Source organism: Geodermatophilus sp. SYSU D01105 (genome assembly GCF_054050095.1).
On the sequence record NZ_JBJGYR010000034.1, the window covers coordinates 15,024 to 38,613 of the forward strand.

Consider the following 23,590-nt stretch of genomic DNA (forward strand, 5'->3'; position numbering starts at 1 on the left):
CTCCCGGCGGACGACCTCCAGGCGGAGGCCGACCGCCGCACCGCTGCTCTGCATGGCACTCCTCGCTGGTCAGGTGGGATCCGGCACCTCGCGTCCGGTGCGCGTCACCGGCTGACGCAGCCAGCGTGACCGCGCTCACCGCGGCGGCCCACCCGCCTCTCATCAGATGAGAAGGCCCGGACGGAGGGCGGTTGACGGGGGTCCGCCGGCCCGGGCTACGGTGGCGGCCGTGAGCCGTCGCGCGTGCTGGTGGGCCAGGTCGTCGAGGACGACCCCGGCCCGCTGACCCGCGCTCGGACCGTCCCCCGCCGGATGGTCCGAGGAGCTCCTCTCCGGACGGCCCGGCGGGCCGTTCCCCTGGAGGAGAGCACCTCATGACGAGCACCGACGTCCGCGACCAGGACCGTCCGCTGACCAAGGCCGTGCTGGCCGAGGCGGACCTGCCCACGCACTGGTACAACCTGGCCGCCGACCTGCCGGCGCCGATGCCGCCGTACCTGCACCCCGGCACGGGACAGCCCCTGGCGCCCGAGGACATGGCGCCGCTGTTCCCGGCGGCGCTGATCGAGCAGGAGATGACCGCCGAGCGGTTCGTGCCGATCCCCGAGCCGGTCCGCGAGGTGTACCGGCTGTGGCGGCCCTCGCCGCTGTACCGGGCGCACCGCCTCGAGCGGGCGCTGGGCACCCCGGCGCGGATCTACTACAAGTACGAGGGCGTCAGCCCCGTCGGCAGCCACAAGCCCAACACCGCGGTCGCGCAGGCGTACTACAACGCGGCCGAGGGGGTGCGGCGGCTGACCACCGAGACCGGCGCCGGCCAGTGGGGCAGCGCGCTGTCGTTCGCGAGCGCGCTGTTCGACCTGCAGTGCGAGGTGTGGCAGGTGCGCGCCTCCTACGACAGCAAGCCCTACCGGCGGATGCTCATGCAGACCTTCGGCGGCGTCGTCCACCCCAGCCCCTCGGAGCTGACCGAGGCCGGCCGCGGCTTCCTGGAGCGCTTCCCCGGCACGACCGGCAGCCTGGGCATGGCGGTGAGCGAGGCGGTGGAGTCCGCGGCGCCCGACCCCGAGGCCCGCTACGCGCTGGGCAGCGTGCTCAACCACGTGCTGCTGCACCAGACCGTCATCGGGGAGGAGGCGCTGCGGCAGCTGGAGGTGTTCGGCGAGGCGCAGGCCGACGTCGTCTTCGGCTGTGCGGGTGGCGGGTCGAACCTGGCCGGGCTGTCGTTCCCGTTCCTGCGGGAGAAGCTGGGCGGCCGCACCGACACCCGGGTGGTGGCCGTCGAGCCGTCGGCGTGCCCGTCCCTCACGCAGGGGCGGTACGAGTACGACCACGGCGACGTCGCGGGGCTGACCCCGTTGATGAAGATGCACACGCTGGGCCGCGACTTCGTCCCGGACCCGATCCACGCGGGTGGGTTGCGCTACCACGGGATGGCCCCGATGGTCAGCCACGCCGTGGAGCTCGGGCTGATCACCCCGCAGGCGGTCGACCAGCGCGAGGCGTTCGACGCCGGCGTGCTGTTCGCCCGCACCGAGGGACTGGTCCCGGCGCCGGAGTCCTGTCACGCCATCGCCGGCACGGTCGCCGAGGCCCGGCGCCGGGCGGCCACGGGCGAGGAGGGGGTCCTGGTCCTCGGGCTGTCCGGCAACGGGCAGCTGGACCTGCCCGCCTTCGCCGAGCACCTCACCGGTGCCGCCGAACCCACCGCCGGCGACCAGCCGTTCTGATCGTCGCCGTCCGGCCGGACGGGCCACCGAGGCCCGTCCGGCCGTCCGCGGGTCACCCGACGGGCAGCGTGTCCCAGAACGCGCACTGGTGTTCGTCGGCCAGGGCGGCGTCGGTGACCACGGTGCTCCGACCGCCGGGCTGCAGGGACAGCGTGCCCTGGGCCGCGCCGTACTCGGGCCAGTCCGCCTGGCCGGGGACGGCGGGGTCGCCGGAGTGCACGAACGCGCCCCAGTACTGCTTCATCTCCGTCGCGAGCTGCTGTTCCGCGGCGTCGAACGTCGGGGCGATGGGGGTGCCGTTGTCGAAGCTGGGCCACAGGTACGCCAGTTCCGCGGCGTGGCCGGCGCCCCACTCGTAGCCGGGGATCGGCCGGAGGCCGGGCCCGCTGCGGGCGGCGAACTCGTACGCCCAGGTGGGCACGTGCTCGGCGAGGTCGCGGGTCAGTGCCCGGTTCGGGCAGCCGCCGATGCCGGCGGCGAGGCCGGCGTCGGTCCAGATCGCACCCGCGAGGTAGGCGGGGGTAAACTCGTCGGCCTGGGCCGGCCACGGGTACCGGGACAGGACGGCATCGGTGGCCTCGGCGAAGGTCTCGCGGACCCACGCCTCGTACTGCTCCCTGGTCCACCCGATGAACTCGGCCGCGAAGGTCCGCCCCTCGTCGAGGTTGGCGCCGATGACGACCGGGACCTGCGCGAAGTCCCCTGTGGTGACCGCGACGCGCGGGTCCGCGGGGAGGAAGGGGGTGCCGCGGACCGGAGGGACGACCGGCATCGGTGCGTCGACCAACTCCCCCACCGGCTCCGCTCGGAGGCAGGCCACCGCGGTGGCCGGGTCGGCGCACCCCACCGATGCCGCGACGTCCTGTCCGCCGGCGTCCGCCTCCTCCTGGGTACGGCTCGGGCACGACCCGCTCTGGATCATCGCGGCGGCGAACGAGCCGCGGGATCCCGGGGCGACCAGGTGCGTGCAGACCGAGAAGCCGCCGGCGGACTCGCCGCCGATCGTCACCCGGTCCGGGTCGCCACCGAAGGCCGCGATGTTCTGCCGGACCCAGCGCAGCGCCGCCTGCTGGTCCATCAGCCCGTAGTTGCCGGACTCCCCCTGCTCCGCGGTCAACGCCGGGTGCCCGAGGAAGCCGAGGGCCCCGAGGCGGTAGTTCATGGTCACCCCGACGATCCCGGTCAGCGCGACGAGCTCCGTCATGTCGTGCTGGTTGGAACTGCCGTTGCGGAAGCCGCCGCCGTGCACGAACACGTAGACCGGCAGGCCGTCGTCGGCCGTGGTGCCGGCGGGGCGCTGCACGTTGGCGAACAGGCAGTCCTCGGTCTCCGAGCGCGGGCCGTTCGTGCTCTCCGCAGCGGGGCAGCGGTTGCCGTACTGCTCGGCGGGCCGCACGCCCTCCCACGGTGCGGCCGGCTGCGGCGGACGCCAGCGCAGGTCCGCGACGGGCGGGGCGGCATACGGGATGCCGAGGAAGCTCTCCACACCCTCGGCCCGGGCGCCCTGTACCGCGCCCGCCTCCGTGTCGACGACGGGCGGCTGGTCGGGCGGCGGAGCCGCGAGGACCGGGGGTGCCGCGACGACCAGGAGCGCGGTGAGTACGGCGGCGGAGGTGCCGAACAGGTGGCGGCGACGGTCCATCCCATCCCCCTCGTACGTCGATCGGTACGGCGCGGAGACGCCCCCGGAGGCCGGGTCAGCGCGCCAGGGGGTCCGGACGAGGACGGCGGCGGCGGAGCGCTGCGGGATCTCGGGGCGCGGCCAGCATTCCGCCGAGGGCGCCGCGCGGCAACACCCACCGGCGCGAGCGACGCCCCGCACCGCCGTCGTCGTGGGGCGCCCGCCAGACTGCGCTGGTGGAGACGACGACCCCTGGCGCGGTGCTGGTGCACGGGCTCTGGCACGGCGCGTGGTGCTGGGACGCCGTCCGCGCCGCGCTCGACCAGCGGGGCGTCGCCAGCGTCGCGGTCGACCTGCCGCTCACCGGCCTGGCCGAGGACACCCGCGTGACGCGGGAGGCGATCGACCGGTTCGGGCGTCCGGCGGTGCTCGTCGGGCACTCCTACGGCGGTGCGGTGATCACCGGCGCCGGTGCCCACCCGCTCGTCCGGGAGCTCGTGTACGTGGCGGCGTTCCTGCTCGACGAGGGCGAGTCGGTGAGCCGGACCCGGGCCGGACAGGGCCTGCCCGACACCCGGCTCGGCGAGGCGCTGCGGGTCTCCGGCGACGAGGTGGGCCTGGACCCCGACCTGGGTCCGCGGCTGCTGTACGGCGGTGCACCGGACGACGTGGCCGCGGCGGCGGCCGGCCGGCTGCGCCCGGTCTCACGGAGGGTCTTCCGCGGCGTGCCGGAGGAGATCGCCTGGCGGACGGTGCCCTCGACGTACGTGGTCTGCACGGCCGACGAGGTCGTGCACCCGGAGCACCAGCGGGCGATGGCGCACCGCGCCACCCGCCGCCTGGAGTGGCCCTCCGGGCACAGCCCGGCCGCTTCCCGCCCCGAGCAGGTCGCCGCACTCGTCGCCGACCGCGTCGCGGCTGTGCGCTGACGCCGGCGCCGCGCCCCACCGACCCGTCCGAACGGGGATGGCGTGGTGACCGCGGTCAGTCCCGTGGGAGTGGTGACGGTCAGGGTGCCGTCGGGGTCGAGGTCGTGGGACCAGCCGGGAGCCTGGTGCTCGCCGCGGTGGTCGCCGGTGCAGAACCCGGGCAGGTCGCCCCGGCCGTGGGCCCGTCGGGACACCGGACCCGGTGGTCCAGTTCGCCGGTGGCCACCGGGCGGCGGCAGCCGGGGAACCGCAGCGACGGTCCCGTGCTCGCAGGAGCCGGTCCAGCGGGGTCGAGGGCCGGTAGCCGTCGGCCGCACCGGGCGCCCCGAGGCCGGGCCGGCCCGAGAGGTCGTGGGTGCAGCTGACCGGGTCGCGGCGGCACGCCCTGGCGTCGCAGCAGGCGGTGCGGACGGCGGGTCGGACGGCGGTGGCGCCAGGCCCACCCCTACGCCCGGCGCTCCAGGGCATCGACCAGAGCGGCCATGACCGCCCGCCAGTGGGCGCGCTGCTCCTCACGCTCCTGCGCACTGGTCAGCCGCTCCTGGTGGAACCGGACCGCCGTCCCGCCCCGGCCGTTCGACGTGACGGTGACCTGGACGGTGCTGTCGTGGTCCCAGCCCTCGGGGTGCCAGGTCAGCCGGATGCGGTCGCCGGGACGGACGCTGCGCACCTGTCCCACCGTCCCGTCCGCGGTCTCGTAGGCCTGCGCCCGCTGGTCGAGACGCTCCACCCCGGGGCCGAGCCAGATGCGCGTCCCCTCCGCAGAGGTCAGGAAGGCCCACACCTGATCGACGGGCAGGTCGACGGTCCGGGACACACCGATCTCCCAGCCGGCGTCCCGGGTGAGGCCCACCGGCGCCCGGTCGCCGCTCACGGCGTCACCGCCGCGACCACGGAGATCTCCACCAGGGCACCGGGGACGGCCAGGCCGGCGACCCGGGCGACGGTGATCAGCGGCGGGTCGCGGTCCGGGTCGAGGGCCGCGCTCGCCGCGGCGGCGCCGGCCTGCAGGTCGGCGCCCTCGACGATGAGCACCGACCAGCTGACGACGTCGGCGAAGGTGGCTCCGGCCGCGGCGAGCGCCGTCTGCACGTTGGCGACGGCCCGCGTCGTCTGGGCCGCGACGTCGTCACCGCCCACCAGGCGGCCGTCGGCGTCGACCGCGTTCTGGCCGCCGACGTAGACGGTCGTGGCCCCCGGCGGGACCACCGCGACGTGGCTGAAGAACGGGCTGGCGACCAGGCCAGGGGGCCGGATGAGCGCGACGGTGTCCATGCCGGGCACCGTAGGACCGGATCCGGTCGGATCCCGTCCGCAACGGCGCGAGGACGTCAGGGCACCAGCAGCAGCTTGCCGGTGGTCCGCCGGGCCTCGAGGTCCTCGTGCGCCCGCCGGACGTCGGCCAACGGGTACCGGTCACCGACGTGGACGTCGAGCCGGCCGGCCGCGACCAGGTCGAGCACGGCGCCGGCCCGCTCGCGCAGCATCTGCGGGGTGCGCGTGTAGGTCCCCAGGGTCGGCCGCTGCACGTACAGCGACCCGTGGGCGGCCAGCTGCTGCAGCTGCAGCGGCTCGGGCTGCCCGCTGGCGGCGCCGTACAGGACCATCCGCCCCGTGGGCCGCAGCGCGGTCAGCCCCGCGGCGAACGTCGTCCGGCCGACGCCGTCGTAGACGACCGCCGCGCCCTGCCCCCCGGAGAGCTCGCGGACCCGCTCGGGGAACCCGTCGTACCCGACGACGACGTCGTCTGCCCCGGCCGCCCGCGCCTGCTCGGCCTTCTCCTCGGTCGAGGTCGTGGCCAGCACGTGACCGCCGCGGGCACGCACCATCTGCGTGAGCAGCAGACCCACACCGCCGGCCGCGCTGTGCACGACCGCCCAGTCGCCCTCGGCGACCGGGTAGGAGTCGGCGACCAGGTACTGGGCGGTGCAGCCCTGCAGCATCACGGCAGCGGCGACGTCCGCGGCGACCCCGTCGGGCACCGGCACCAGCTTGTCGCGGGGGGCGGCCACCCGGGTGGCGTAGCTGCCGGCGACGTCGAGCCAGGCGACCCGCTCCCCCGTGCCGACGACGGTGCCCGCCCCCTCCACGCCGACGATCGCGGGCAGGTCCCCGCCGTAGGGCGGCCGGCCCTCGCGCTCGTAGACGTCCCGGAAGTTGACGCCCACGGCCTCGACGTCCACCAGCACCTGACCGTCGCGCGGTTCGGGGTCGGGTACGTCCCGGACCGTCATCACCTCGGGTCCACCGGTGCGCTCGTAGACCACCGCCTGCACGTCGCCTCCCCATCTCGGCCGTGTCAGGTGCCTACCACGGGACGCGGCGCGCGTCCTGCCAGGGCGTGGCCGTGCCCGATCGAGGACCATCACCCGACGTGGTGACCCCCGGGTCCGCCTCCCCCAAGGTCGGCGCGCAGCCGGTCGACGCAGGAGGGAGGGGTCGTGTGGACGGCACGACCGGGACGGAGAGCGGGGTCATGGACGGACACGTCGCGACGGCGACCGCGTCGAGTGCCGACGTCGCCGCGGACCTCTCCCGGGCCGTCGTCGAGGTCACCGACGCCCTCGTCGCGGTCATCGGGCGGGACGGTCGTCTCCTGCACGCCAACCCGGCGCTCCAGCGCTTCACCGGCTGCTCGGAGGCCGAGCTCCTGGGCCGTCACTTCTGCGACGTCTACGTGGTGCCCGAGCACGTGCTGCTGGCCGTGCACGCCGTCACGACCGCCCTCGAGGAGGGCCGGGCCCACCCACAGGAGGGCGACTGGCTCACCGGCGACGGCACCCGCCGGCGCATCGCCATGCAGAACAACGTCCTCCGCGACCGGACGGGCGCGCCGTTCGCCATCGCGACCGTCGGCATCGACGTCACCGACGAGCGCTCCCGGGAGGAGGCCCTCCGGACCCGCGCCATGACGGACACGCTGACCGGCGCACGGACCCGCGGGGTCCTCTTCGACGTGCTCGCCGACCTCCTCGACGCCGACACCGGTGTGGGCTGCGGCCTGCTGTTCTGCGATCTCGACGACTTCAAGACCGTCAACGACGTGCACGGTCACGCGGTGGGCGACCAGATCCTCAGGGAGGTCACCGGCCGGCTGCAGCAGGTCGCCGGCCCCTGCGACGTGGTCGCCCGCTTCGGCGGTGACGAGCTGGTGGTCGTCCGCCCGGGCGCCGACGAGCGGCAGCTGCAGGAGCTGGCCGACGCCGTCGCCGACCGGATGCGCGAGCCCGTCGCCGTCGGGGACTCGAGCCTCACCGTCACGGTCAGCACCGGCTACGCCGTCGGGGTGCCCGGCACCCGGGCCGACGACCTCGTCGCGACCGCCGACCTGCTCATGTACCGGGTCAAGGCGCGCCGCCGGCGATAGTCCGGGCGCGCCGCCGCCGATGGCCCGGACGCGCCGCCGCCGATGGCCCGACACCGCCCGAACGGGTGACACGGGCGCGTCCGGCCTGCTGGAATGCCTGCCGACGGCGGCCACGAGGAGGAACCGATGGAGCAGGCGACGACACCGGCGGACCTCGTGGTCACCGGCGGCCGGGTGTGGACCCAGGACCCGGCCCGGCCCTGGGCGGAGGCCCTGGCGGTGCGCGGCGGCCGCATCGTCGCCGTCGGGACGGCGGAGGAGGTGGCCGCCGCCGTGGGCCCGGACACCGAGGTGCACGAGCTGGCCGGCGAGATGGTGATGCCGGGCCTCGTCGACGGGCACGTGCACCTCAACCTCGGCGGCAGCCAGGCCGCCTTCGAGCTCCCGCTGCTGCCGACCGACGGGGTCGAGGAGATCCTCGGCAAGGTCCGCGACTGGGCCCGCGAGCTCGACCCGGACGCCTGGGTCGTCGGCGGGATCATCGGCAGCACGACGATGGACGGCATCACCGACGCCGACACCCTCGCCCGGCTGGACGAGGCCAGCGGTGGCCGCCCCGTGCTGCTGCGGGACGACAGCATGCACAACCGGTGGGTGAGCTCCCGGGCCCTGGAGCTGATGGGCGTCACGGCCGACTCCCCCGACCCGGAGGGCGGCTCCTACGTCCGCGACAGCCGCGGCCGGCTCACCGGCGTCCTGCACGAGCTGGCCTCGGGCATGGCGGAGGGCGCGTTCGCCCGCTCGGTGGAGGACCTCGAGGCGCGCGTGCGGACGGCGGTCAGGACGGCCGTCGGGATCCTCAACGGCTTCGGGATCACGGCCGCCCAGGAGGCCGCCACCATGGCCGGCCCGGCGCGGGCACTGGCCGCCCTCGAGGCGGCCGGGGAGCTCACCGCCCGGGTCGTGCTCTCCACGCCCGTGCGGCCGTTCATCGAGGAGGGCACGGTCGGCGAGGAGCTCATCACGGCCGTGGCCCCGCTGCGGGGGGAGCTGGTCCGGCCGGACTTCGTCAAGGTCGTCCTCGACGGCGTCCCGATGACCCGGACGACGGCGCTGCTGTCCCCGTACAAGTGCACCCACGGCGAGGAACCGCAGACCGTCGAGAGCCTCTGGACGCTGGAGGACCTCGTCGCGCAGCTCGAACGCTGCAGCGACCTCGGGCTGGGCGCCAAGCTGCACGCCACCGGGGACGCCTCGGTGCGCCGGGTGCTCGACGCGGCCGAGCGGCTGCGCGCCTCCCGCGGTCCCGGGATCCGGCTGCAGATCGCGCACACCGAGTACGTGCACCCCGACGACGTCCCGCGGTTCGCCGCGCTCGACGTCGTGGCCGACCTGTCGCCCTACATCTGGTACCCGAGCATCATCCAGGACAGCATCGCGGCCCAGGTGCCCGAGGAGGTCGTCGCGGCCAGCTGGCCGGTCCGCGACCTCGTGGACGCCGGTGCCGTCGTCGCCGCGGGGTCGGACTGGCCCTGCGCCGCCCCGACCCCCGACCCCTGGACGGGGCTGCAGACGCTGGTGACGCGACGCAACCCCGACCCCGACGTCCCCGGGGCGCTCAACCCGGGTCAGGCGCTGACGCTCGAGGAGGCGATCTCGGCGTTCACCACCAACCCGGCGGCTGCCATGGGCCTCGGGGACGAGGTCGGCCGCCTGGCCGTCGGCTACTGCGCGGACCTCATCGTGCTGGACCGGGACCTGTTCCAGATCGACGTCGCCGAGATCCACCGCACCCAGGTGCTGCGCACCTACTTCGCGGGCACCGTGGTGCACGAGAAGGTCCCCGCCTGAGGGAGGAACGCGGCGATGATGACAGTGGTGACGACGACCCGGCTGCGCGCGGGCGCGGAGCAGGACTGGGACGCGGCGGTCCGCGAGCGGTTCGAGTCCGCGCACGACCGGCCGGGGTGGGTCTCCGGGCAGCTGCTCACCCCCGAGGGCGAGGAGCACACGCGGGTCATCGTCGGCACCTGGCGCAGCCGCGAGGACTGGGAGGCGTGGCACGAGGACCCCGCCTTCCTCGACCAGCGCACCCGGCTGAGCGAGCTCGAGGCCGAGCCGAGCACCACCCAGTGGTACGGCGTGGTGGCCGACGCGCGGGCGGCGGAGGGCTGATCCAGGCCCGACCGCGCGTGGGGACGTCGGACGCCCGTCCTGGGCCAAGATGACGGGGTGCGCACGACACCCGGACCGGTCGCGGACGACGAGCCGCGCCCGTCCACGCTCTACCTGGTCAAGCAGCTGGAGCAGGCCGTGCGCGCCCGGCTGGACGAGGTCCTCCGTCCGGCCGCCATCACCCCGCTGCAGTACACGGCGCTGACCGTGCTGGAGCACTCCGCGGACCTGAGCACCGCGGAGCTGGCCCGCAACTCGTTCGTCACCGACCAGAGCGCCGCGGACATGGTCGCCGTCCTCGAGGAGCGCGGCCTGGTGTCCCGGATCCCGGACCCGGGCGACCGGCGGCGCCGGGTCCTGCGCATCACCGACCGCGGCCGGGAGCTCCTCGACCGGTTCCGGGACGCCGTGGGCGACCTCGAGACCAGGATGGTCGCCCCGCTGACCCCGGCCCAGGCCGAGGACCTCCGCCGCTACGTCCTGCTCTGCCGCACCGCCCTGGACCACTCGCCGCGCCGCTGAGGGGGGCCGCCGGCCGGGGTCGTCGGCCGACCCGGCCGGCGGCCGCTCCCCCGCGGGCTAGCGGTCGCGCCCGGGCTCCCCGAGGCCGCCGACCAGCCGGGACGGGTCGAACTCGGCGAACCGCGCGGGGGTCCCGAGCTCGAGGGCGTCGGCTGCCGCGTTCAGGCTCGCCGGCGTGGCCACGTCCCGCCAGCGGCCGGTGTCGAGCCGCTCCTCGAGGGCCTGCAGTGCGGCGACGTGCTCGGCCGGCCGGAACTCGCAGTGGCCGGGCCCCTCGACGTAGGCCTGGCGCAGCAGCCGGGTGTCGCCGGCCCGGTGCACCTGCTCGGCGTACCAGTCCTCGTGCTCCACCGGCACCAGCTCGTCGGCGACGGTGTGGATGGCCAGCTGCGGCACCTCCAGCTCGCCGGTCACCATCGACGAGCGGGTCAGGTCGGCCACGGCGTCCGGGTCGGCCTCGATGTCGGCGTCCCGGGTCAGGGCGTCCAGGTCGGCGTCCAGGTCCAGCCCCGCCTCCTCGTACAGCGCCCGCACCTGGCCGGCGCGTGGGCTGCTCGCGAGCAGCTCCCGGTAGTCGACACCGGCGTTGTAGGCGCTGTTGCCGCCGGCCACCAGCTCGATCTGCTGCCGACCGGTCACGTACCGCTCGAGCCCGCCGCCGGCGACGAGGGCCTCGAACTGCTGCGCCTCCTCGGCGGCCGGGTCCCCCGGGTCCGCGGGGGCCTCGCCCGTGGTCCAGGTGGCCATGTTGAGGTACGCGGCGGCGAGCGCGATCCGGGCCCGGCCCTCGGGCGTCCCCTGCGCCGCGGTGACCGCCGCGATGAGGTCGTCGGCCGCCCGCGCCGCCTGCTCCACGCTCTCGTACCGGACCAGCGGGATGTCCTGCCCGGGCGCCAGCAGGGAGGACAGCGCGTACACCCCGTCGAGCTGGTAGTTGTTGAGGTTGAGCGCGCCGGCCACGATCCCGCAGGTGGTGAGGACGCCGTCGATCTCGCCCCGGGGGTCCTCGGCCTGCCGGGCACTGACCAGACCACCCATGGACCGGCCGAAGGCGATCGTCCGCTCCGGCTCGACGCCGAGCCGCTCCTCGAACGCCGCCAGGGCGGCGAACTGGTCGTCGACCGCGGACTCCAGCGCCCACAGCGACGGCCCGGAGTAGGACGACCCCACCAGGGCGTACCCCCGCTCGAGCAGTGCCTGCCGGGTCTCCTCGTCGGGCGCGTCCTGGGCGGTCATCCGGCCGAAGCCGTGCGCGAACAGGACGACGGTCCCGTTCCACTCCTGCGGCACGTGCGCCAGCCAGTCCCCTCCGCTCGCCAGCACCCCGGTGTACTCCCCGGGCGGCAGCTCTGGCTGCACCGGCGGAGCGGCGCTCGCCACCGCTCCCGACGCTCCGGCACCGACCAGTGCGACGGCACCTGCCACCACCGTCAGCCGGGTCCCCCACCTGCTCATGTCCACCTCACTCCGCCGGGACGGCGCCCGGCCTCGGCCGTGTGATGTGGACCACCCTGACAGTGGCCGCGCCAGATGTACAGGTTTCCTGGCTTTTCTGCGGTCGCCGTCCGCCCGTCACACCGGACCCTGTCGACCGGTTCGGGAGGAGGGGCCACACTCCCTTCGCCGGGCCGGGCTCACCACCGCACGAGGAGGCCGCCGTGAAGGACCGTCTGCTCCGGACCGCGATCGCTGCCGCCGCGGCCACCGCGGCCGGGCTGCTCACCCGGTCGATGGCCCGGGCCGTCCGGCGTCCCCTGAACCGCGCTCCCGCCCGGCTGGCACGATCGGCGGCATGTGCACGGTGGTCGTCCGGTGGGCTCCGGGCGCGGCCGTGCGGATCCTCGCCCTCCGGGACGAGCTGACCACCCGGGAGTTCGACGACCCCGGGCGGTGGTGGCCGGAGCACCCCGACCTCGTCGGCGGCCGCGACCGCGTCGCGGGCGGGACGTGGTGCGCGACCCGGGTCGGGACCGGGGTCACCGCCCTGGTGCTCAACCGGCCGCAGAAGCGGGACGCCGACCCGGGCGCACCGAGCCGCGGCGTGCTGCCCCTGCTGGGCGCCGAGCGCGGCGTCGACTGGCTCGACACGGTCGACCTCGCCGGGATGGCGAGCTTCCTGCTCGTCCTGGCCGCGCCGGACCGGCTGACCACGTGGGACTTCGACGGCGAGCGGCTGACGACGACCGAGCACCCGCCGGGCACCTGGATGGTCACCTCCGGTGGTCCCGAGGACCGCAAGGCCGACCGGTTCCTGCCGCTGTTCACCGACGCCGACTCCCCCGACGGCTGGCGGCGGCTCGTCGAGGAGGAGCCCCCACGGGACGACCCGGGCGCCCTGGTGGTCCGCCACGAGCGGGACGGCCTGGTGTTCGCGACCGTCTTCGGTGAGCTCATCGCGGTCCGTCCGGGCCGGCTGGAGCTGCAGTACAGCCGCCGGCCCTGGACGGGTCCGTGGCACCCCCTCGCCGTCGGGTGAGCGGTCGGGTTCCTGTCGTACCCCGGGTGCACGCTGTCCTCGTCCGGATCACACCGCCGGTGTCCGCACCGCAGAACGCGGCTCCCACGCCGGCGGGTCCGGGGAGGAGGCGAGGACGAGATGAGGATCTACGACCCCGCGGACGGCATCCTCTACGTCCACCTGGCGCAGACCCCTGCCGCTCCCGCGGCGCCGCGGACCGCCGGCGACGAGTGCGACCGGCTGCCCGCCGGCTACGCGAACACGTCCCTCCGGGTCCGGCTCGGCGGCCCCCGCGCCGGCACCCGTCCCGCGCTCGTCCTGCTGCCCGGGGGTTCGGCCGCGGCCGACGTCCCCACCTCCCCCGCCCGGGCGCTGCGCGTGGCCCGGTAGCACCGACCCCTCCGCGACGTCGCAGGTGGCCGTCGGGGACCCGAGGATGGGCCCATGAGCGCTGAGGAGCAGGACCGCCAGGAGATCCGCCGACTCGTCGAGAACTGGGCGATCTGGCGGGACGCCGGGGACTGGGACCGCTTCGCCACCGTCTGGCACCCCGAGCAGGGCTGGATGAGCGCCACCTGGTTCCAGGGCCCCGCGCGGGAGTTCATCGCGGTGAGCCGGACCGGCTTCGAGAACGGGGTCAGCATCCTGCACTTCCTCGGTGGCCACTCCGCCGACATCACCGGCGACCGCGCCGTCGCGCAGACCAAGGTGACCATCAACCAGCGTGCCGAGGTCGACGGCGTCGAGGTCGACGTCCTGTGCACCGGCCGGTTCTACGACTTCCTGAGCAGGCTGGACGGCGAGTGGAAGATCGTCCGGCGCCAGCCCGTCTACGAGAAGGACCGGCTCGACGTGGTCGACCCGGCCGCGACGCTGGACGTGGACCGCGAGCTGCTCGACTCCTTCCCCGTCGGCTACCGGTACCTGGGCTACCTGCAGACCAAGGCCGGCTTCACCGTCAAGCGCGGGCTGCCCGGGTTGACCGGGGACGCGGTGCGGCGTCTGTACGAGGAGGGCGCCGCGTGGCTGGCCGGGTCCCCGACCCCCGGGACGCCGGCCTGACCCGCGGCCTCCCCTCGGCGGGGGGTCAGGCGGGCCGGATCGGCGCCCCCCGCCGGATCTCCCCGTCGGTGAGGACGTCGACGCGCAGGCCGCCCCGGTGGATCAGCGGCCGCAGCAGGCCCGGCCCGCTGAGCCGGTCCAGGTGGATGCAGGGCTCGCACAGCCGACGGCCCTCGCAGAGCACGTCGCCGATGCGGAAGGTGCGGCCGACCAGCGCGTTGACGTCCAGGCCGCGGGTGAGGACGTTGCGCCGGGTGGCGGCGAAGTCGACGGCGGATCCGGCCGCAGCCAGGTCGTCGAGGACCTCCGCGGCCATCAGGGTCAGGTCGTAGCCGGGTCGGTGGTCGGCACGGGGGCTGAAGGTGCCGGCGCCGGCGGCGTACCGGTCGCCGTCCAGGCCCCGGCCGGCGCGGACCCGGGCGACCTCGACCAGCTGCATCGGCGCCTCGGCGGCCGGTGCGACGGCCAGTTCCTCGACGGTGCCGTGCAGGCCGGGGACGGCCGGCACCGGCCGCAGCACCGGGTCGAGGGAGGCGACCGCGTAGGCGGCGGCGAGGGGCAGGTCCGCGGTGGCCCGGCCGAGGAGCGCGGGGTCCTGCGGGCTGAGCACGACGCCCGGCGGCGTGCCGAAGGCCAGGACGGCGACCTGGGGTGCGCCGGTCCGGCCGGCGTCCGCGGCGTCCACCACGGCGATCCACCACCCGGCCCACTGGAATCGCACGGGGTCGGCGATCGGCACCAGGCCGGAGCCGTGTCCGGCCAGCCAGGCCCGCCAGGCGCCGAGGGCCGCGTGCAGGCCGCCGGCGGGCAGGGGCAGCTCGGTCACGGGCACCTCGGTCACCGAGGCCAGGCAGGCGGCGAACCCGCGGGTCAGCTCGTCGGCCGGCGGCGCCGTCGGCAGTTCGGTGTCGATCACCCGTCGATCATGGCCGTCGTCGACCACCGGCACGACTCGCGTCCCGTCCGGCGGCCGGGGGCCGGCCGGGTCAGGCGGCGCGGCCGGCCTTGAGCGCGGCCGCGGTCTCGACGACGCGCCGGGCCTGGTGACGGGCCGCCTCCAGGGCCACGTCGTCGGGTGGACCGTTCCCGGACACGTGCGAGGTGCCGTAGGGGTTGCCCGACCGGAACTGGACGGGGTCGGTGTAGCCCGGGGGCACGATGATGCCGCCCCAGTGACAGAAGGCGGTCCCCAGCGTCAGGAGGGTGGACTCCTGCCCACCGTGGGCAGTGGTGCTGGCGGTGAAGGCCGAGTACACCTTGTCGGCGAGCTCGCCCTCCCGCCACAGCCTGCCGGTGGTGTCGAGGAACGCCAGGAGCTGGCTGGCCGGGTTGCCGAACCGGGTGGGCGTGCTGAGCAGCACCGCGTCGGCCCAGGCCAGGTCCGCCAGGCCGGCCGGGGCCACGTCGGCGGCGCCCTCCGGCTGCGCGGCCCGGGCCGGGTCGGCGCCGATCGCCTCCGGTGCGGCGTGTTCGGCGACCCTGCGGAGGCGCACGTCGGCACCGGCCTTCTCCGCGCCCTCGGCGACGGCTCGTGCCAGGGCCTGGACGGTCCCTGTGGCGCTGTAGTAGACGACGGCGACCTTCACCGGTTCCACGACGACATCCCCCTCCGCGGGTCGTTGCCAACTCCTCCACCGGTCCGACGACCCAGCCCGCCCGGATGTGAGGCGGGACTGCGACCTCACATCCGGCAGGGCTGGGTCGTCGGAGGGTGAGGCGGACACGACGGGAGGTCTCGGCACCATGACCACCGCAGCGGGCCCGGGCGGCGAGCGGTCCGACCCGACCCTCGGCGTGCTCCTGGGTGAGCGGCGCCGGTTGATCGCCGTCGCGTACCGGCTCCTGGGCTCCCTTGCCGAGGCGGAGGACGTCGTCCAGGAGGCCTACGCCCGCTGGTACGCCATGTCCCGGCACCAGCAGGACGCCATCGAGTCCCCCGGCGCCTGGCTGACGACGGTGACCAGTCGCGCCTGCCTGGACCTGCTCGGTTCGGCACGGGCCCGGCGGGAGCGCTACGTCGGCGAGTGGATCCCCGAGCCGGTGCCCGACCGCACCGAGTGGATGGCCGGGCGCCCAGTGGCCACCTCGGTCGACCCGGCCGACCGCGTCACCCTCGACGAGTCGATCACCATGGCCTTCCTGGTCGTGCTCGAGTCGATGACCCCGGCCGAGCGCGTCACCCTCGTCCTGCACGACGTCTTCGGCTACCCCTTCGCCGACGTGGCCGAGATCGTCGGCCGCACGCCGGCGGCATGCCGTCAGTTGGCCTCGTCGGCTCGCCGCCGCACCCGCGCAGCGCGGGTCGCCGCGACCCCGGCGACCCAGCAGGCCGAGGTCGTCCGGCGCTTCAAGGACGCGTGGGAGGCCAAGGACATCGACGCCCTCGTCGGTCTCCTCGATCCCGGTGCCACGACGATCGCCGACGGCGGTGGCGTCGTCAGCGCCGCGCTCCGTCCGATCCGAGGCGCCGCGGACACCGCGCGCCTCCTCGTCGGCATCCTGGAGCGGTCACCCGGCCTGAGCGTGCTGGAGCGGACGGTCAACGGTCAGGCCGGTCTCGTCGTCCAGGAGCACGGTGCGACCGTGGCCGTGCTGGCGTTCGACGTCGCGGGTGGCTACGTGCAGCACATCTGGGCGGTGCGCAACCCCCACAAGCTCCGGCCGTGGCGGACGGGCTGACGAGCCGGCGATGCGGTCGTAGGTTGGTCGCGTCGCTGCGGACGGCCGGCCCCGCTCCGTGGGACGTGCGTGACACGAGCGGAGGGGACCATGGCGACCGACCGGCCCGACCCCGGCGAGTTCCTCGAGCTGGCGCAGCGGATGCTGCGCGAACTCTTCGGCGGTCCGCGCAGCGACGACGACCCGTGGGCGGAGGCGACGCGTCGTCCGCGGGAGGGCTCCGAGCTCACCCAGGGCGGCCGCGAGCCCAGCGCCGAGCAGCAACGCGAGAACCTCACGTTCGCGCTCGCCACGCGCGCGGTCGAGGCGCTCGAGGACCTGGCGCTCAACGTCGCGGCGATCCGTCAGCGTCTCGAACGCGGCGACACCCGGGCCTCGGGACCGCGGCCGGAGAGCGAGGGGCGCGGCCCGGACGGAGCCGACGCCCCCGGGTGACCCTGCGGTCCGGCCCGACCGGACCCGAGCCGGGGCGGTCTCGCACCTCATCGCGACCGTGACGCCACCCAGGGCGGTGTGACCGACTCCGGGCACCGCCCGCTCGCGGTCGGCGTCAGACGCCCAGCGGCCGGTTCACCGGAAGACGACCGTGCTGGAGCCGTTGAGCAGCACCCGCCGCTCGCCGTGCCAGCGCACCGCCCGGGACAGCGCCAGGGCCTCGGCGTCCTGGCCCACCGTGGCCAGGGCGCGCGGGTCGTAGGTGTGGTCGATGCGGATGACCTCCTGCTCGATGATCGGCCCCTCGTCGAGGTCGGGGGTCACGTAGTGGGCGGTCGCGCCGACCAGCTTCACGCCGCGGTCGAAGGCCTGGTGGTAGGGCTTGGCGCCCTTGAAGCCGGGCAGGAACGAGTGGTGGATGTTGATCGCCCGGCCGTGGAGGGCGACGCAGGCCTCGTCGGAGAGGACCTGCATGTACCGGGCGAGCACGACCAGGTCGGCGCGGTGCTCGTCGACCAGCTCGAGCAGCCGCTCCTCGGCCTCCCGCTTGGTCCCCGGCGTCACGGGCACGTGGTGGAACGGCAGCCCTGCCGCCTCCGCCATCGGGCGCAGGTCCTCGTGGTTGGAGACCACGGCGACCAGCTCGGCGCCGAGGCTGCCGGCCCGCCAGCGGAAGACCAGGTCGTTGAGGCAGTGGCCGAGCTTGGAGACCATGACGAGCACGCGCTGCGGCTGGTCGCCGCAGACCTGGTAGGACATCCCGAACTCGTCGGCCACCGCCGCGAAGTCCGCCGACAGCCGGGCGGCATCGGTGTCCTGCGAGCAGACGAACGCCGTCCGCAGGAACAACTGGCCCCGCACGGCGTCGTCGAACTGCTGGTGCTCGACGATGTCGCAGCCGTGCTCGAACAGGAACGAGCTGACCGCGTGGACGATGCCCGGGCGCTCCTGGCAGCTCAACGTGAGGGTGAAGGGGTGCGACACGGGTGCCTCCTCAGCACTCGACGATGTTGAGCGCCAGCCCGCCACGGGCGGTCTCCTTGTACTTGTCCTTCATGTCCGCGCCGGTCTCGCGCATCGTCTTGATGGCCTTGTCCAGCGGGACGTGGTGCCGGCCGTCCCCGCGCACGGCCATCCGGGCCGCGGTGATGGCCTTGACCGAGCCGACCGCGTTGCGCTCGATGCAGGGGATCTGCACCAGCCCGCCGACCGGGTCGCAGGTGAGGCCGAGGTTGTGCTCGATGCCGATCTCGGCGGCGTTCTCCACCTGCTCCGGCGTCCCCCCGAGGACCTCGGCCAGGCCGGCGGCCGCCATTGAGCAGGCCGACCCGACCTCGCCCTGGCAGCCCACCTCGGCTCCGGAGATGGAGGCGTTCTCCTTGAACAGCAGGCCGATCGCCGCAGCGGTGAGCAGGAACCGCACCACCCCGTCCTCCGAGCAGGAGTCGACGAAGTCGCGGTAGTAGTGCAGGACCGCGGGCACGATGCCGGCGGCGCCGTTGGTCGGCGCGGTGACCACCCGCCCGCCGGCGGCGTTCTCCTCGTTGACCGCCAGGGCGTAGAGGGTCACCCACTCCATGGCGCGCAGCGGGTCGCCCTCGTCCGGGTGGCTCGCCAGCTGGGCGTGCAGAGCGGCCGCGCGCCGGCGGACCCTCAGCCCGCCGGGCAGGACGCCGGTGGTCCGGGTGCCGCGCTCCACGCACTCCTGCATCACCGACCAGATGTGCAGCAGGCCGGCGCGGACCTCGGCCTCGCTGCGCCACGCGAGCTCGTTGGCCAGCATCACGTCGCTGATCCGCAGCCCGGTCTCGCGGGTGCGGGCCAGCAACTCCTCGCCGGTGCGGAAGGGGTGGCGCACCGGCGTGGGGTCCTCGACGACCACCGGGGTGCCGGCCTCGTCCTCGTCGAGGACGAAGCCGCCGCCCACCGAGTAGTACTTGCGGCGGCGCAGTTCGGCACCGTCGGGGTCGAGCGCCGTGAAGAGCATCCCATTGCTGTGGAACTGCAGCCGTCTGCGCCGGTGGAGCACGACGTCGTCGTCCACCGAGAAGGCGATCGGGTGCTCGCCGGCCAGTCGCAGCTCGCCCTCCCGGCGGATGGCCTCGACCCGCGGCCGGGCCGCGAGCGGGTCGACGACGTCGGGCTGCTCCCCCTCCAGGCCGAGGACGACGGCCGGGACGCTGCCGTGGCCGCGCCCGGTCGCACCGAGCGAGCCGAACAGCTCGCACCGGACGCCGGCCACCTGCCCGAGCAGCCCCTCCTCGGACAGTCGCGTGACGAAGCAAGCGGCGGCCCGCATGGGCCCGACGGTGTGGGAGCTGGACGGGCCGATGCCCACCGTGAACAGGTCGAAGGCGCTGATGGTCACCGGTGCCTCCCTCTCCCGCTGCCGGGTCGCACGCCAACGGCGAACGAGGTACACGATTGGTATATCAGATGTATGGTGACGGTATGTCGATCCCTCTGACGAGGCAAGACCTGTTGGCCACCAACCCGTACGATCTGTTGGTGACCCTCGCTCCCCTGGACCTCGACCCGTCGGCCGCCACGTCCCTGGCGGACAGGGCCTACGTGGCGATCAGGGACCGGCTGATCATGCTCGACATCCGTCCGGGCGACCCGATCGACGACGACGAGCTGGCCAAGGACCTGGGCGTGGGCCGGACACCGGTCCGCGAGGCGCTCAAGCGGCTGGAGGGCGACCGGCTCGTGGTGTCCTACCCGCGGCGCGGCACGTTCGCCACGGGCATGGACATCTCCGACCTGGCGCACATCTCCGACATCCGCGCCCAGCTGGAGCCGCTGGCCGCCCGCCGGGCCGCCGAACGCGCTCCCCGGACGGCGCAGCCGGACCTCGAGGAGCTGGCCGCGCACATCGAGCAGCTCGACGTCACCCGGGTCGACCGGACCGAGCTCATGCGCTGGGACCTCGCCGTGCACCGGGCGATCTACCGGGCCGCGGGGAACCCGCACCTGGAGGACGTCTTGATCCGCTACGACAACCTGGCGACGCGGATCTTCTGCCTGTTCCTCGATCGGCTCCCCACGGTCGACGTGCACGTCCGGGAACACGTGGAGCTGCTGCGGGCGATCGCCGCCGGCGACGCCGACCGGGCCGACGACCTCGCCCGCGAGCACGTCCTCGGCTTCGAGAGGACGATCCGCGAGGTGATCTAGGGGACCCCCTCAGGGCCGGCAGGCCGCGTCGACGGCGTCCAGGACCGCCAGGACGTCGCGCGTGGCCGCGACGTCGTGCACGCGCAGCACGGACGCTCCGCGCTGGACCGCGACGAGCGCCGCGGCCAGTGAGCCGGGCAGCCGGTCCCCCACGCTCCGTCCGGTCAGCTGGCCGAGCACCGACTTGCGGGACAGCCCCACCATGACCGGCACCCCCAGGCCGGTGAACGCGTCGAGCGACGCGAGCAGCGCGACGTTGTGCGCCAGCGTCTTGCCGAACCCGAACCCCGGGTCGACCACGACGTGCTCGGGGCGGACGCCGGCGTCGAGACAGGCAGCGATGCGGGCGGCGAGGAAGGCGCGCACCTCGGGGACGACGTCCCGGTAGCGCGGGTCCGCCTGCATGGTCTCCGGCGAGCGCTGCATGTGCATGAGGCACACCGGTACGCCCAGCCGCGCCGCGGCCTCCAGGGCACCCGGCCGCCGGAGCGCTCGGACGTCGTTGACCATGCTCGCGCCGGCGGCCACCGCCGCTCTCATCACCTCCGGCCGGGAGGTGTCCACCGACAGCGGCACGGGGACCTGCCGCGTGAGGGCCTCGACCACCGGGACGACGCGGTCGAGCTCCTCGGCGAGGGTCGGCGGACGCGACCCCGGCCGGGTCGACTCGCCGCCGACGTCGATGAGGTCGGCGCCCTCGGCCGCCAGCCGGCGGCCGTGCTCGACGGCCCGTTCGAGGTCGTCGAACAGCCCCCCGTCGGAGAAGGAGTCAGGCGTGACGTTGAGGATGCCGCAGACCAGGGGCCGGCCGGCGCGGAGGACCCGGTTGAGGGGGTGGGTCGAGTGGCCGCTGCCCGCGATCGTGGGGGCCGCCACCGCCGTGCCCGTCATCGGGTCCTCCGACCCACCGACCGCGCGCGGAGGCGACCGTGTGCTGCAGGAGCGCGGGGACGGCCGCGGCGGTCCACCGGCACCTCAGCCTCGGATCCGGGTCATCTCGGGGTCGACGAGCGGTTCGGCGGCGACGGTGGCGGGGATGCGGGTGCCGAAGTACTCGATCTCGACCCTCGTCCCGACGGTCGCCGAGGCCGGCAGCCAGGCGTAGGCGACCGGCCGGCCGACGGTGTGCCCGAAGGCCGCGCTGGTCACGTATCCGGCCGGACGGCCGTCGACGAGGACCGGCTCGTGGCCGAGGACGACGCTGCGCCCGTCGTCGATCGTCAGGCAGGACAGCCGGCGGTCCACCGTGTCCTCCCCCTTCCCGGCGAGGGCCTCTCTCCCGACGAAGTCGGCCGCCTTCTGCCTGCGGACGGCGAAGCCGAGACCGGCCTCGTAGGGGTCGTGCTCGGTGGTCATGTCGTGACCCCAGGCGCGGTAGCCCTTCTCCAGCCGGAGGCTGTTGAAGGCGGCTCGGCCCGCGGCGATGACGCCGAGGTCCTGGCCGGCGCGCCACAGCACGTCCCACAGCCGCCGGCCGTTGTCGGCGCTGGTGTAGATCTCCCAGCCGAGCTCGCCGACGTAGGACAGCCGCATCGCCGTCACCGGCACGCCGCCGATCCGGGCGCGCTTGGCGCGGAAGTACCTCAGCCCGTCGTTGGTGAAGTCGTCGGCGCTGACCCGCTGCACCAGGTCGCGGGCCCGCGGGCCCCACAGGCCGATGCAGCAGGTGCCGCCGGTGACGTCGCGGACCTGCACGCTGCCGTCGTCCGGCGCCTCGCGGAGGAGGTGGTCGAGGTCGAGCGGACCGTTGGCCCCGATCTGGAACAGCTGCTCGCCCAGCCGGGCGACGGTGAGGTCGCTGCGGATGCCGCCGGCCTCGTCGAGGGCCAGCGTGTAGGTCACCGACCCGACCGACTTGTCCATCTCGCCCGTCGTCAGCCGCTGCAGGAGGTCGAGGGCCCCGGGGCCGCTGACCTCGAGCCGCTTGAGCGGCGTCATGTCGTACAGGGCCACGGCGGTGCGGGTCCGCCACGCCTCGGCCGCCGCGATCGGGGACCAGAACTGCCCGGCCCACGCGTCGCGCTCCGGCGGCACCCACTCCGCGGGCAGCTCGTCCACCAGGGCGGCGTTGGCCTCGTACCAGTGCGGCCGCTCCCAGCCGGCGGCCTCGAGGAAGACCGCGCCGAGTTCCTGCTGCCGCGCGTGGAAGGGGCTGACCCGCAGGTCGCGCGGGGACAGCCGCGGCTGCAGCGGGTGGACCACGTCGTAGACCTCGACGAAGTTCTGCTGCGAGGTCTCCCTGACGTACTCCGGCGCGAGCTGGACGTCCTCGAAGCGGTGCACGTCGCAGCCGTGCAGGTCGACCTCGCTGCGGCCGTCGACGAGGAGCTGGGCCACCGAGCGGGCCACCCCGGCCGAGTGGGTCACCCAGACCGCCTCGGCGATCCAGAAGCCGGCCACGTCCCGCGACTCCCCGATCAGCGGGCCGCCGTCCGGCGTGAACGAGAAGACCCCGTTGAAGCCGTTGTCGATCTTCGACGAGCGCAGCGAGGGCAGCAGCAGCTGGCTCTGCTCCCAGGCCGGCGCGAAGTCCTCCTCGGTGAAGGGCAGCATGGAGGGCATCGACGACTCCCGGACGCCGTCGCCCTGGGGCAGCTCGCGCAGGTCCACGGGCATCGGCCGGTGGGCGTAGGAGCCGATCCCGAGGCGGTCGGCGCGCTCCCGGTAGTAGAGGTCCTGGTCCTGGTGACGCAGGATGGGCAAGCTCGCCTCGCTGAGCTCGTCGTTGCGGCCGACGAGGTCGGGCACCTGGCCGGTCCAGACGAACTGGTGGGCCAGCGGGAGCAGGGGGACGTCCATCCCGACCATGGCGCCGAGCTCCTGGCCCCAGAAACCGGCGCAGGAGACGACGAGGTCGGCGGGGATGACGCCGTCCGGGGTGCGGACGCCGGTGACCCGGCCGCCGGCCTCCTCGATGCCGGTCACCCGGGTCGAGCCCTGGAAGCGGGCGCCCCGCGCCTCGGCGCGGCGGGCCAGGGCGACGACCGCCCGGGACGCCTTGGCCAGGCCGTCGGAGGGGATGTGCAGGCCGCCGAGGATCCGGTCACGGTCGACCAGGGGGTGCAGACGCACGCACTCGTCGACGTCGACCACCTGCGCCTCGACACCCCAGGAGGTGGCCCAGCCCTGCTTGCGGTGCAGGTCGGCGAGCCGCTCCGGCGTGGTGGCCACCTCGAGGCCGCCGACCTGGTTGAAGCACCAGGCGCCGTCGACGTCGATGCTCAGCAGCTTCTCGACGGTGTAGCTCGCGAAGGCGGTCATCGTCTTGGAGGGGTTGGTCTGGAAGACCAGCCCGGGCGCGTGCGACGTGGACCCCCCGGTCAGCGGGAGGGGCCCCTGGTCGACCACGGTGACGCGGTCCCAGCCACGGGCGGTCAGCTCGTCGGCCAGGTTGGCGCCGACGATCCCCGCTCCGATGATGACCACACGAGGGGTGCTGGACATTGCTCTGCTCCTGACTGCTAGAAGATCACGGTCGGCCCCTCTGCAGGGTCC

Annotated in this window: 23 protein-coding genes; 12 read left to right on the forward strand and 11 right to left on the reverse strand. The window is 74.8% G+C overall.

Annotated features, from left to right (window positions below):
- The first annotated feature begins 374 nt into the window (after positions 1 to 374).
- The gene (locus ACI79I_RS22745; RefSeq protein ID WP_456994592.1) at positions 375 to 1,730 is read left to right on the forward strand and encodes a TrpB-like pyridoxal phosphate-dependent enzyme; all 1,356 of its coding nucleotides are present in this window, start codon (positions 375 to 377) and stop codon (positions 1,728 to 1,730) included.
- 52 nt (positions 1,731 to 1,782) lie between these two features.
- On the opposite strand, the gene ACI79I_RS22750 is transcribed toward ACI79I_RS22745, so the two are convergent.
- Positions 1,783 to 3,372 (reverse strand): carboxylesterase/lipase family protein, encoded by a 1,590-nt coding sequence (locus tag ACI79I_RS22750; RefSeq protein ID WP_456994593.1) that lies wholly within the window; start codon positions 3,370 to 3,372, stop codon positions 1,783 to 1,785.
- Positions 3,373 to 3,587: 215 nt separating this feature from the next.
- Between ACI79I_RS22750 and ACI79I_RS22755 the strand changes: the two genes are divergently transcribed.
- Positions 3,588 to 4,280, forward strand: a complete 693-nt coding sequence (locus ACI79I_RS22755; protein WP_456994594.1) for an alpha/beta fold hydrolase — start codon at positions 3,588 to 3,590, stop codon at positions 4,278 to 4,280.
- A 445-nt stretch (positions 4,281 to 4,725) separates the two neighbouring features.
- On the opposite strand, the gene ACI79I_RS22760 is transcribed toward ACI79I_RS22755, so the two are convergent.
- From ACI79I_RS22760 to ACI79I_RS22770, 3 genes are read right to left on the reverse strand one after another with little or no spacing between them, the layout of a single operon-like run.
- The gene (locus ACI79I_RS22760; protein WP_456994595.1) at positions 4,726 to 5,154 is read right to left on the reverse strand and encodes an SRPBCC family protein; all 429 of its coding nucleotides are present in this window, start codon (positions 5,152 to 5,154) and stop codon (positions 4,726 to 4,728) included.
- Entirely contained in the window at positions 5,151 to 5,555 is a 405-nt protein-coding gene (locus ACI79I_RS22765) for a RidA family protein (protein ID WP_456994596.1), read from the reverse strand. The genes ACI79I_RS22760 and ACI79I_RS22765 overlap by 4 nt, the downstream gene beginning before the upstream one ends.
- Before the next feature lie 56 nt (positions 5,556 to 5,611).
- Positions 5,612 to 6,556 carry a quinone oxidoreductase family protein gene (locus ACI79I_RS22770; RefSeq protein ID WP_456994597.1) on the reverse strand — a complete coding sequence of 315 codons (945 nt, stop codon included), beginning with the start codon at positions 6,554 to 6,556 and terminating at the stop codon, positions 5,612 to 5,614.
- Positions 6,557 to 6,756: 200 nt separating this feature from the next.
- On the opposite strand from ACI79I_RS22770, the gene ACI79I_RS22775 reads away from it, so the two are divergent.
- From ACI79I_RS22775 to ACI79I_RS22790, 4 genes are all read left to right on the forward strand, one after another.
- A complete protein-coding gene (locus ACI79I_RS22775) occupies positions 6,757 to 7,647 on the forward strand; it encodes a diguanylate cyclase domain-containing protein (RefSeq protein WP_456994598.1) in 891 nt (296 codons plus the stop codon).
- 126 nt (positions 7,648 to 7,773) lie between these two features.
- Complete coding sequence (locus tag ACI79I_RS22780) at positions 7,774 to 9,438, forward strand: amidohydrolase (protein WP_456994599.1); 1,665 nt, start codon at positions 7,774 to 7,776, stop codon at positions 9,436 to 9,438.
- A gap of 27 nt (positions 9,439 to 9,465) precedes the next feature.
- A complete protein-coding gene (locus ACI79I_RS22785) occupies positions 9,466 to 9,762 on the forward strand; it encodes an antibiotic biosynthesis monooxygenase family protein (RefSeq protein WP_456994600.1) in 297 nt (98 codons plus the stop codon).
- Positions 9,763 to 9,819: 57 nt separating this feature from the next.
- Positions 9,820 to 10,284 carry a MarR family winged helix-turn-helix transcriptional regulator gene (locus ACI79I_RS22790; protein WP_456994601.1) on the forward strand — a complete coding sequence of 155 codons (465 nt, stop codon included), beginning with the start codon at positions 9,820 to 9,822 and terminating at the stop codon, positions 10,282 to 10,284.
- 57 nt (positions 10,285 to 10,341) lie between these two features.
- Here the strand turns inward: ACI79I_RS22790 and ACI79I_RS22795 are convergent, their stop codons facing one another.
- A complete protein-coding gene (locus ACI79I_RS22795; protein WP_456994602.1) occupies positions 10,342 to 11,739 on the reverse strand; it encodes a hypothetical protein in 1,398 nt (465 codons plus the stop codon).
- Positions 11,740 to 12,076: 337 nt separating this feature from the next.
- Here ACI79I_RS22795 and ACI79I_RS22800 point away from each other — a divergent pair, with 337 nt between their 5' ends.
- From ACI79I_RS22800 to ACI79I_RS22810, 3 genes are all read left to right on the forward strand, one after another.
- On the forward strand, positions 12,077 to 12,760 hold the full coding sequence (locus ACI79I_RS22800) for an NRDE family protein (protein WP_456994603.1): 684 nt from the start codon (positions 12,077 to 12,079) through the stop codon (positions 12,758 to 12,760).
- A gap of 120 nt (positions 12,761 to 12,880) precedes the next feature.
- A complete protein-coding gene (locus ACI79I_RS22805) occupies positions 12,881 to 13,132 on the forward strand; it encodes a hypothetical protein (RefSeq protein ID WP_456994604.1) in 252 nt (83 codons plus the stop codon).
- Between the two features lie 54 nt (positions 13,133 to 13,186).
- Positions 13,187 to 13,804, forward strand: coding sequence for a nuclear transport factor 2 family protein (locus ACI79I_RS22810; RefSeq protein WP_456994605.1), 618 nt, complete (start codon positions 13,187 to 13,189; stop codon positions 13,802 to 13,804).
- A gap of 25 nt (positions 13,805 to 13,829) precedes the next feature.
- Here the strand turns inward: ACI79I_RS22810 and ACI79I_RS22815 are convergent, their stop codons facing one another.
- Positions 13,830 to 14,720 carry an MOSC domain-containing protein gene (locus ACI79I_RS22815; RefSeq protein ID WP_456994606.1) on the reverse strand — a complete coding sequence of 297 codons (891 nt, stop codon included), beginning with the start codon at positions 14,718 to 14,720 and terminating at the stop codon, positions 13,830 to 13,832.
- Between the two features lie 70 nt (positions 14,721 to 14,790).
- Entirely contained in the window at positions 14,791 to 15,399 is a 609-nt protein-coding gene (wrbA, locus tag ACI79I_RS22820; protein WP_456994607.1) for an NAD(P)H:quinone oxidoreductase, read from the reverse strand.
- A 148-nt stretch (positions 15,400 to 15,547) separates the two neighbouring features.
- Here wrbA and sigJ point away from each other — a divergent pair, with 148 nt between their 5' ends.
- Together sigJ and ACI79I_RS22830 are read left to right on the forward strand one after the other, a co-directional pair.
- A complete protein-coding gene (gene sigJ / locus ACI79I_RS22825) occupies positions 15,548 to 16,483 on the forward strand; it encodes an RNA polymerase sigma factor SigJ (RefSeq protein WP_456994608.1) in 936 nt (311 codons plus the stop codon).
- 90 nt (positions 16,484 to 16,573) lie between these two features.
- Positions 16,574 to 16,918: a hypothetical protein gene (locus ACI79I_RS22830; RefSeq protein ID WP_456994609.1), complete on the forward strand. Its 345-nt coding sequence runs from the start codon at positions 16,574 to 16,576 to the stop codon at positions 16,916 to 16,918.
- Positions 16,919 to 17,053: 135 nt separating this feature from the next.
- On the opposite strand, the gene purU is transcribed toward ACI79I_RS22830, so the two are convergent.
- Positions 17,054 to 17,902, reverse strand: a complete 849-nt coding sequence (purU, locus tag ACI79I_RS22835; protein WP_456994610.1) for a formyltetrahydrofolate deformylase — start codon at positions 17,900 to 17,902, stop codon at positions 17,054 to 17,056.
- Positions 17,903 to 17,912: 10 nt separating this feature from the next.
- On the reverse strand, positions 17,913 to 19,286 hold the full coding sequence (locus tag ACI79I_RS22840) for an L-serine ammonia-lyase (RefSeq protein ID WP_456994611.1): 1,374 nt from the start codon (positions 19,284 to 19,286) through the stop codon (positions 17,913 to 17,915).
- A 140-nt stretch (positions 19,287 to 19,426) separates the two neighbouring features.
- Between ACI79I_RS22840 and ACI79I_RS22845 the strand changes: the two genes are divergently transcribed.
- Positions 19,427 to 20,095: a GntR family transcriptional regulator gene (locus tag ACI79I_RS22845; RefSeq protein WP_456994612.1), complete on the forward strand. Its 669-nt coding sequence runs from the start codon at positions 19,427 to 19,429 to the stop codon at positions 20,093 to 20,095.
- 9 nt (positions 20,096 to 20,104) lie between these two features.
- Here the strand turns inward: ACI79I_RS22845 and folP are convergent, their stop codons facing one another.
- A complete protein-coding gene (folP, locus tag ACI79I_RS22850; RefSeq protein WP_456994613.1) occupies positions 20,105 to 20,986 on the reverse strand; it encodes a dihydropteroate synthase in 882 nt (293 codons plus the stop codon).
- Between the two features lie 84 nt (positions 20,987 to 21,070).
- Positions 21,071 to 23,539: a GcvT family protein gene (locus ACI79I_RS22855; RefSeq protein WP_456994614.1), complete on the reverse strand. Its 2,469-nt coding sequence runs from the start codon at positions 23,537 to 23,539 to the stop codon at positions 21,071 to 21,073.
- Positions 23,540 to 23,590 lie beyond the last annotated feature (51 nt).

What these genes read in the sequence shown, in the direction of transcription:
- ACI79I_RS22745 (WP_456994592.1), top strand. Translation starts at nt 375, where the DNA reads ATGACGAGCACCGACGTCCGCGACCAGGACCGTCCGCTGACCAAGGCC.
- ACI79I_RS22750 (WP_456994593.1), bottom strand. Translation starts at nt 3,372, where the DNA reads ATGGACCGTCGCCGCCACCTGTTCGGCACCTCCGCCGCCGTACTCACC.
- ACI79I_RS22765 (WP_456994596.1), bottom strand. Translation starts at nt 5,555, where the DNA reads ATGGACACCGTCGCGCTCATCCGGCCCCCTGGCCTGGTCGCCAGCCCG.
- ACI79I_RS22775 (WP_456994598.1), top strand. Translation starts at nt 6,757, where the DNA reads ATGGACGGACACGTCGCGACGGCGACCGCGTCGAGTGCCGACGTCGCC.
- ACI79I_RS22780 (WP_456994599.1), top strand. Translation starts at nt 7,774, where the DNA reads ATGGAGCAGGCGACGACACCGGCGGACCTCGTGGTCACCGGCGGCCGG.
- ACI79I_RS22795 (WP_456994602.1), bottom strand. Translation starts at nt 11,739, where the DNA reads ATGAGCAGGTGGGGGACCCGGCTGACGGTGGTGGCAGGTGCCGTCGCA.
- ACI79I_RS22800 (WP_456994603.1), top strand. Translation starts at nt 12,077, where the DNA reads ATGTGCACGGTGGTCGTCCGGTGGGCTCCGGGCGCGGCCGTGCGGATC.
- ACI79I_RS22805 (WP_456994604.1), top strand. Translation starts at nt 12,881, where the DNA reads ATGAGGATCTACGACCCCGCGGACGGCATCCTCTACGTCCACCTGGCG.
- ACI79I_RS22810 (WP_456994605.1), top strand. Translation starts at nt 13,187, where the DNA reads ATGAGCGCTGAGGAGCAGGACCGCCAGGAGATCCGCCGACTCGTCGAG.
- sigJ (WP_456994608.1), top strand. Translation starts at nt 15,548, where the DNA reads ATGACCACCGCAGCGGGCCCGGGCGGCGAGCGGTCCGACCCGACCCTC.
- ACI79I_RS22830 (WP_456994609.1), top strand. Translation starts at nt 16,574, where the DNA reads ATGGCGACCGACCGGCCCGACCCCGGCGAGTTCCTCGAGCTGGCGCAG.
- folP (WP_456994613.1), bottom strand. Translation starts at nt 20,986, where the DNA reads ATGACGGGCACGGCGGTGGCGGCCCCCACGATCGCGGGCAGCGGCCAC.
- ACI79I_RS22855 (WP_456994614.1), bottom strand. Translation starts at nt 23,539, where the DNA reads ATGTCCAGCACCCCTCGTGTGGTCATCATCGGAGCGGGGATCGTCGGC.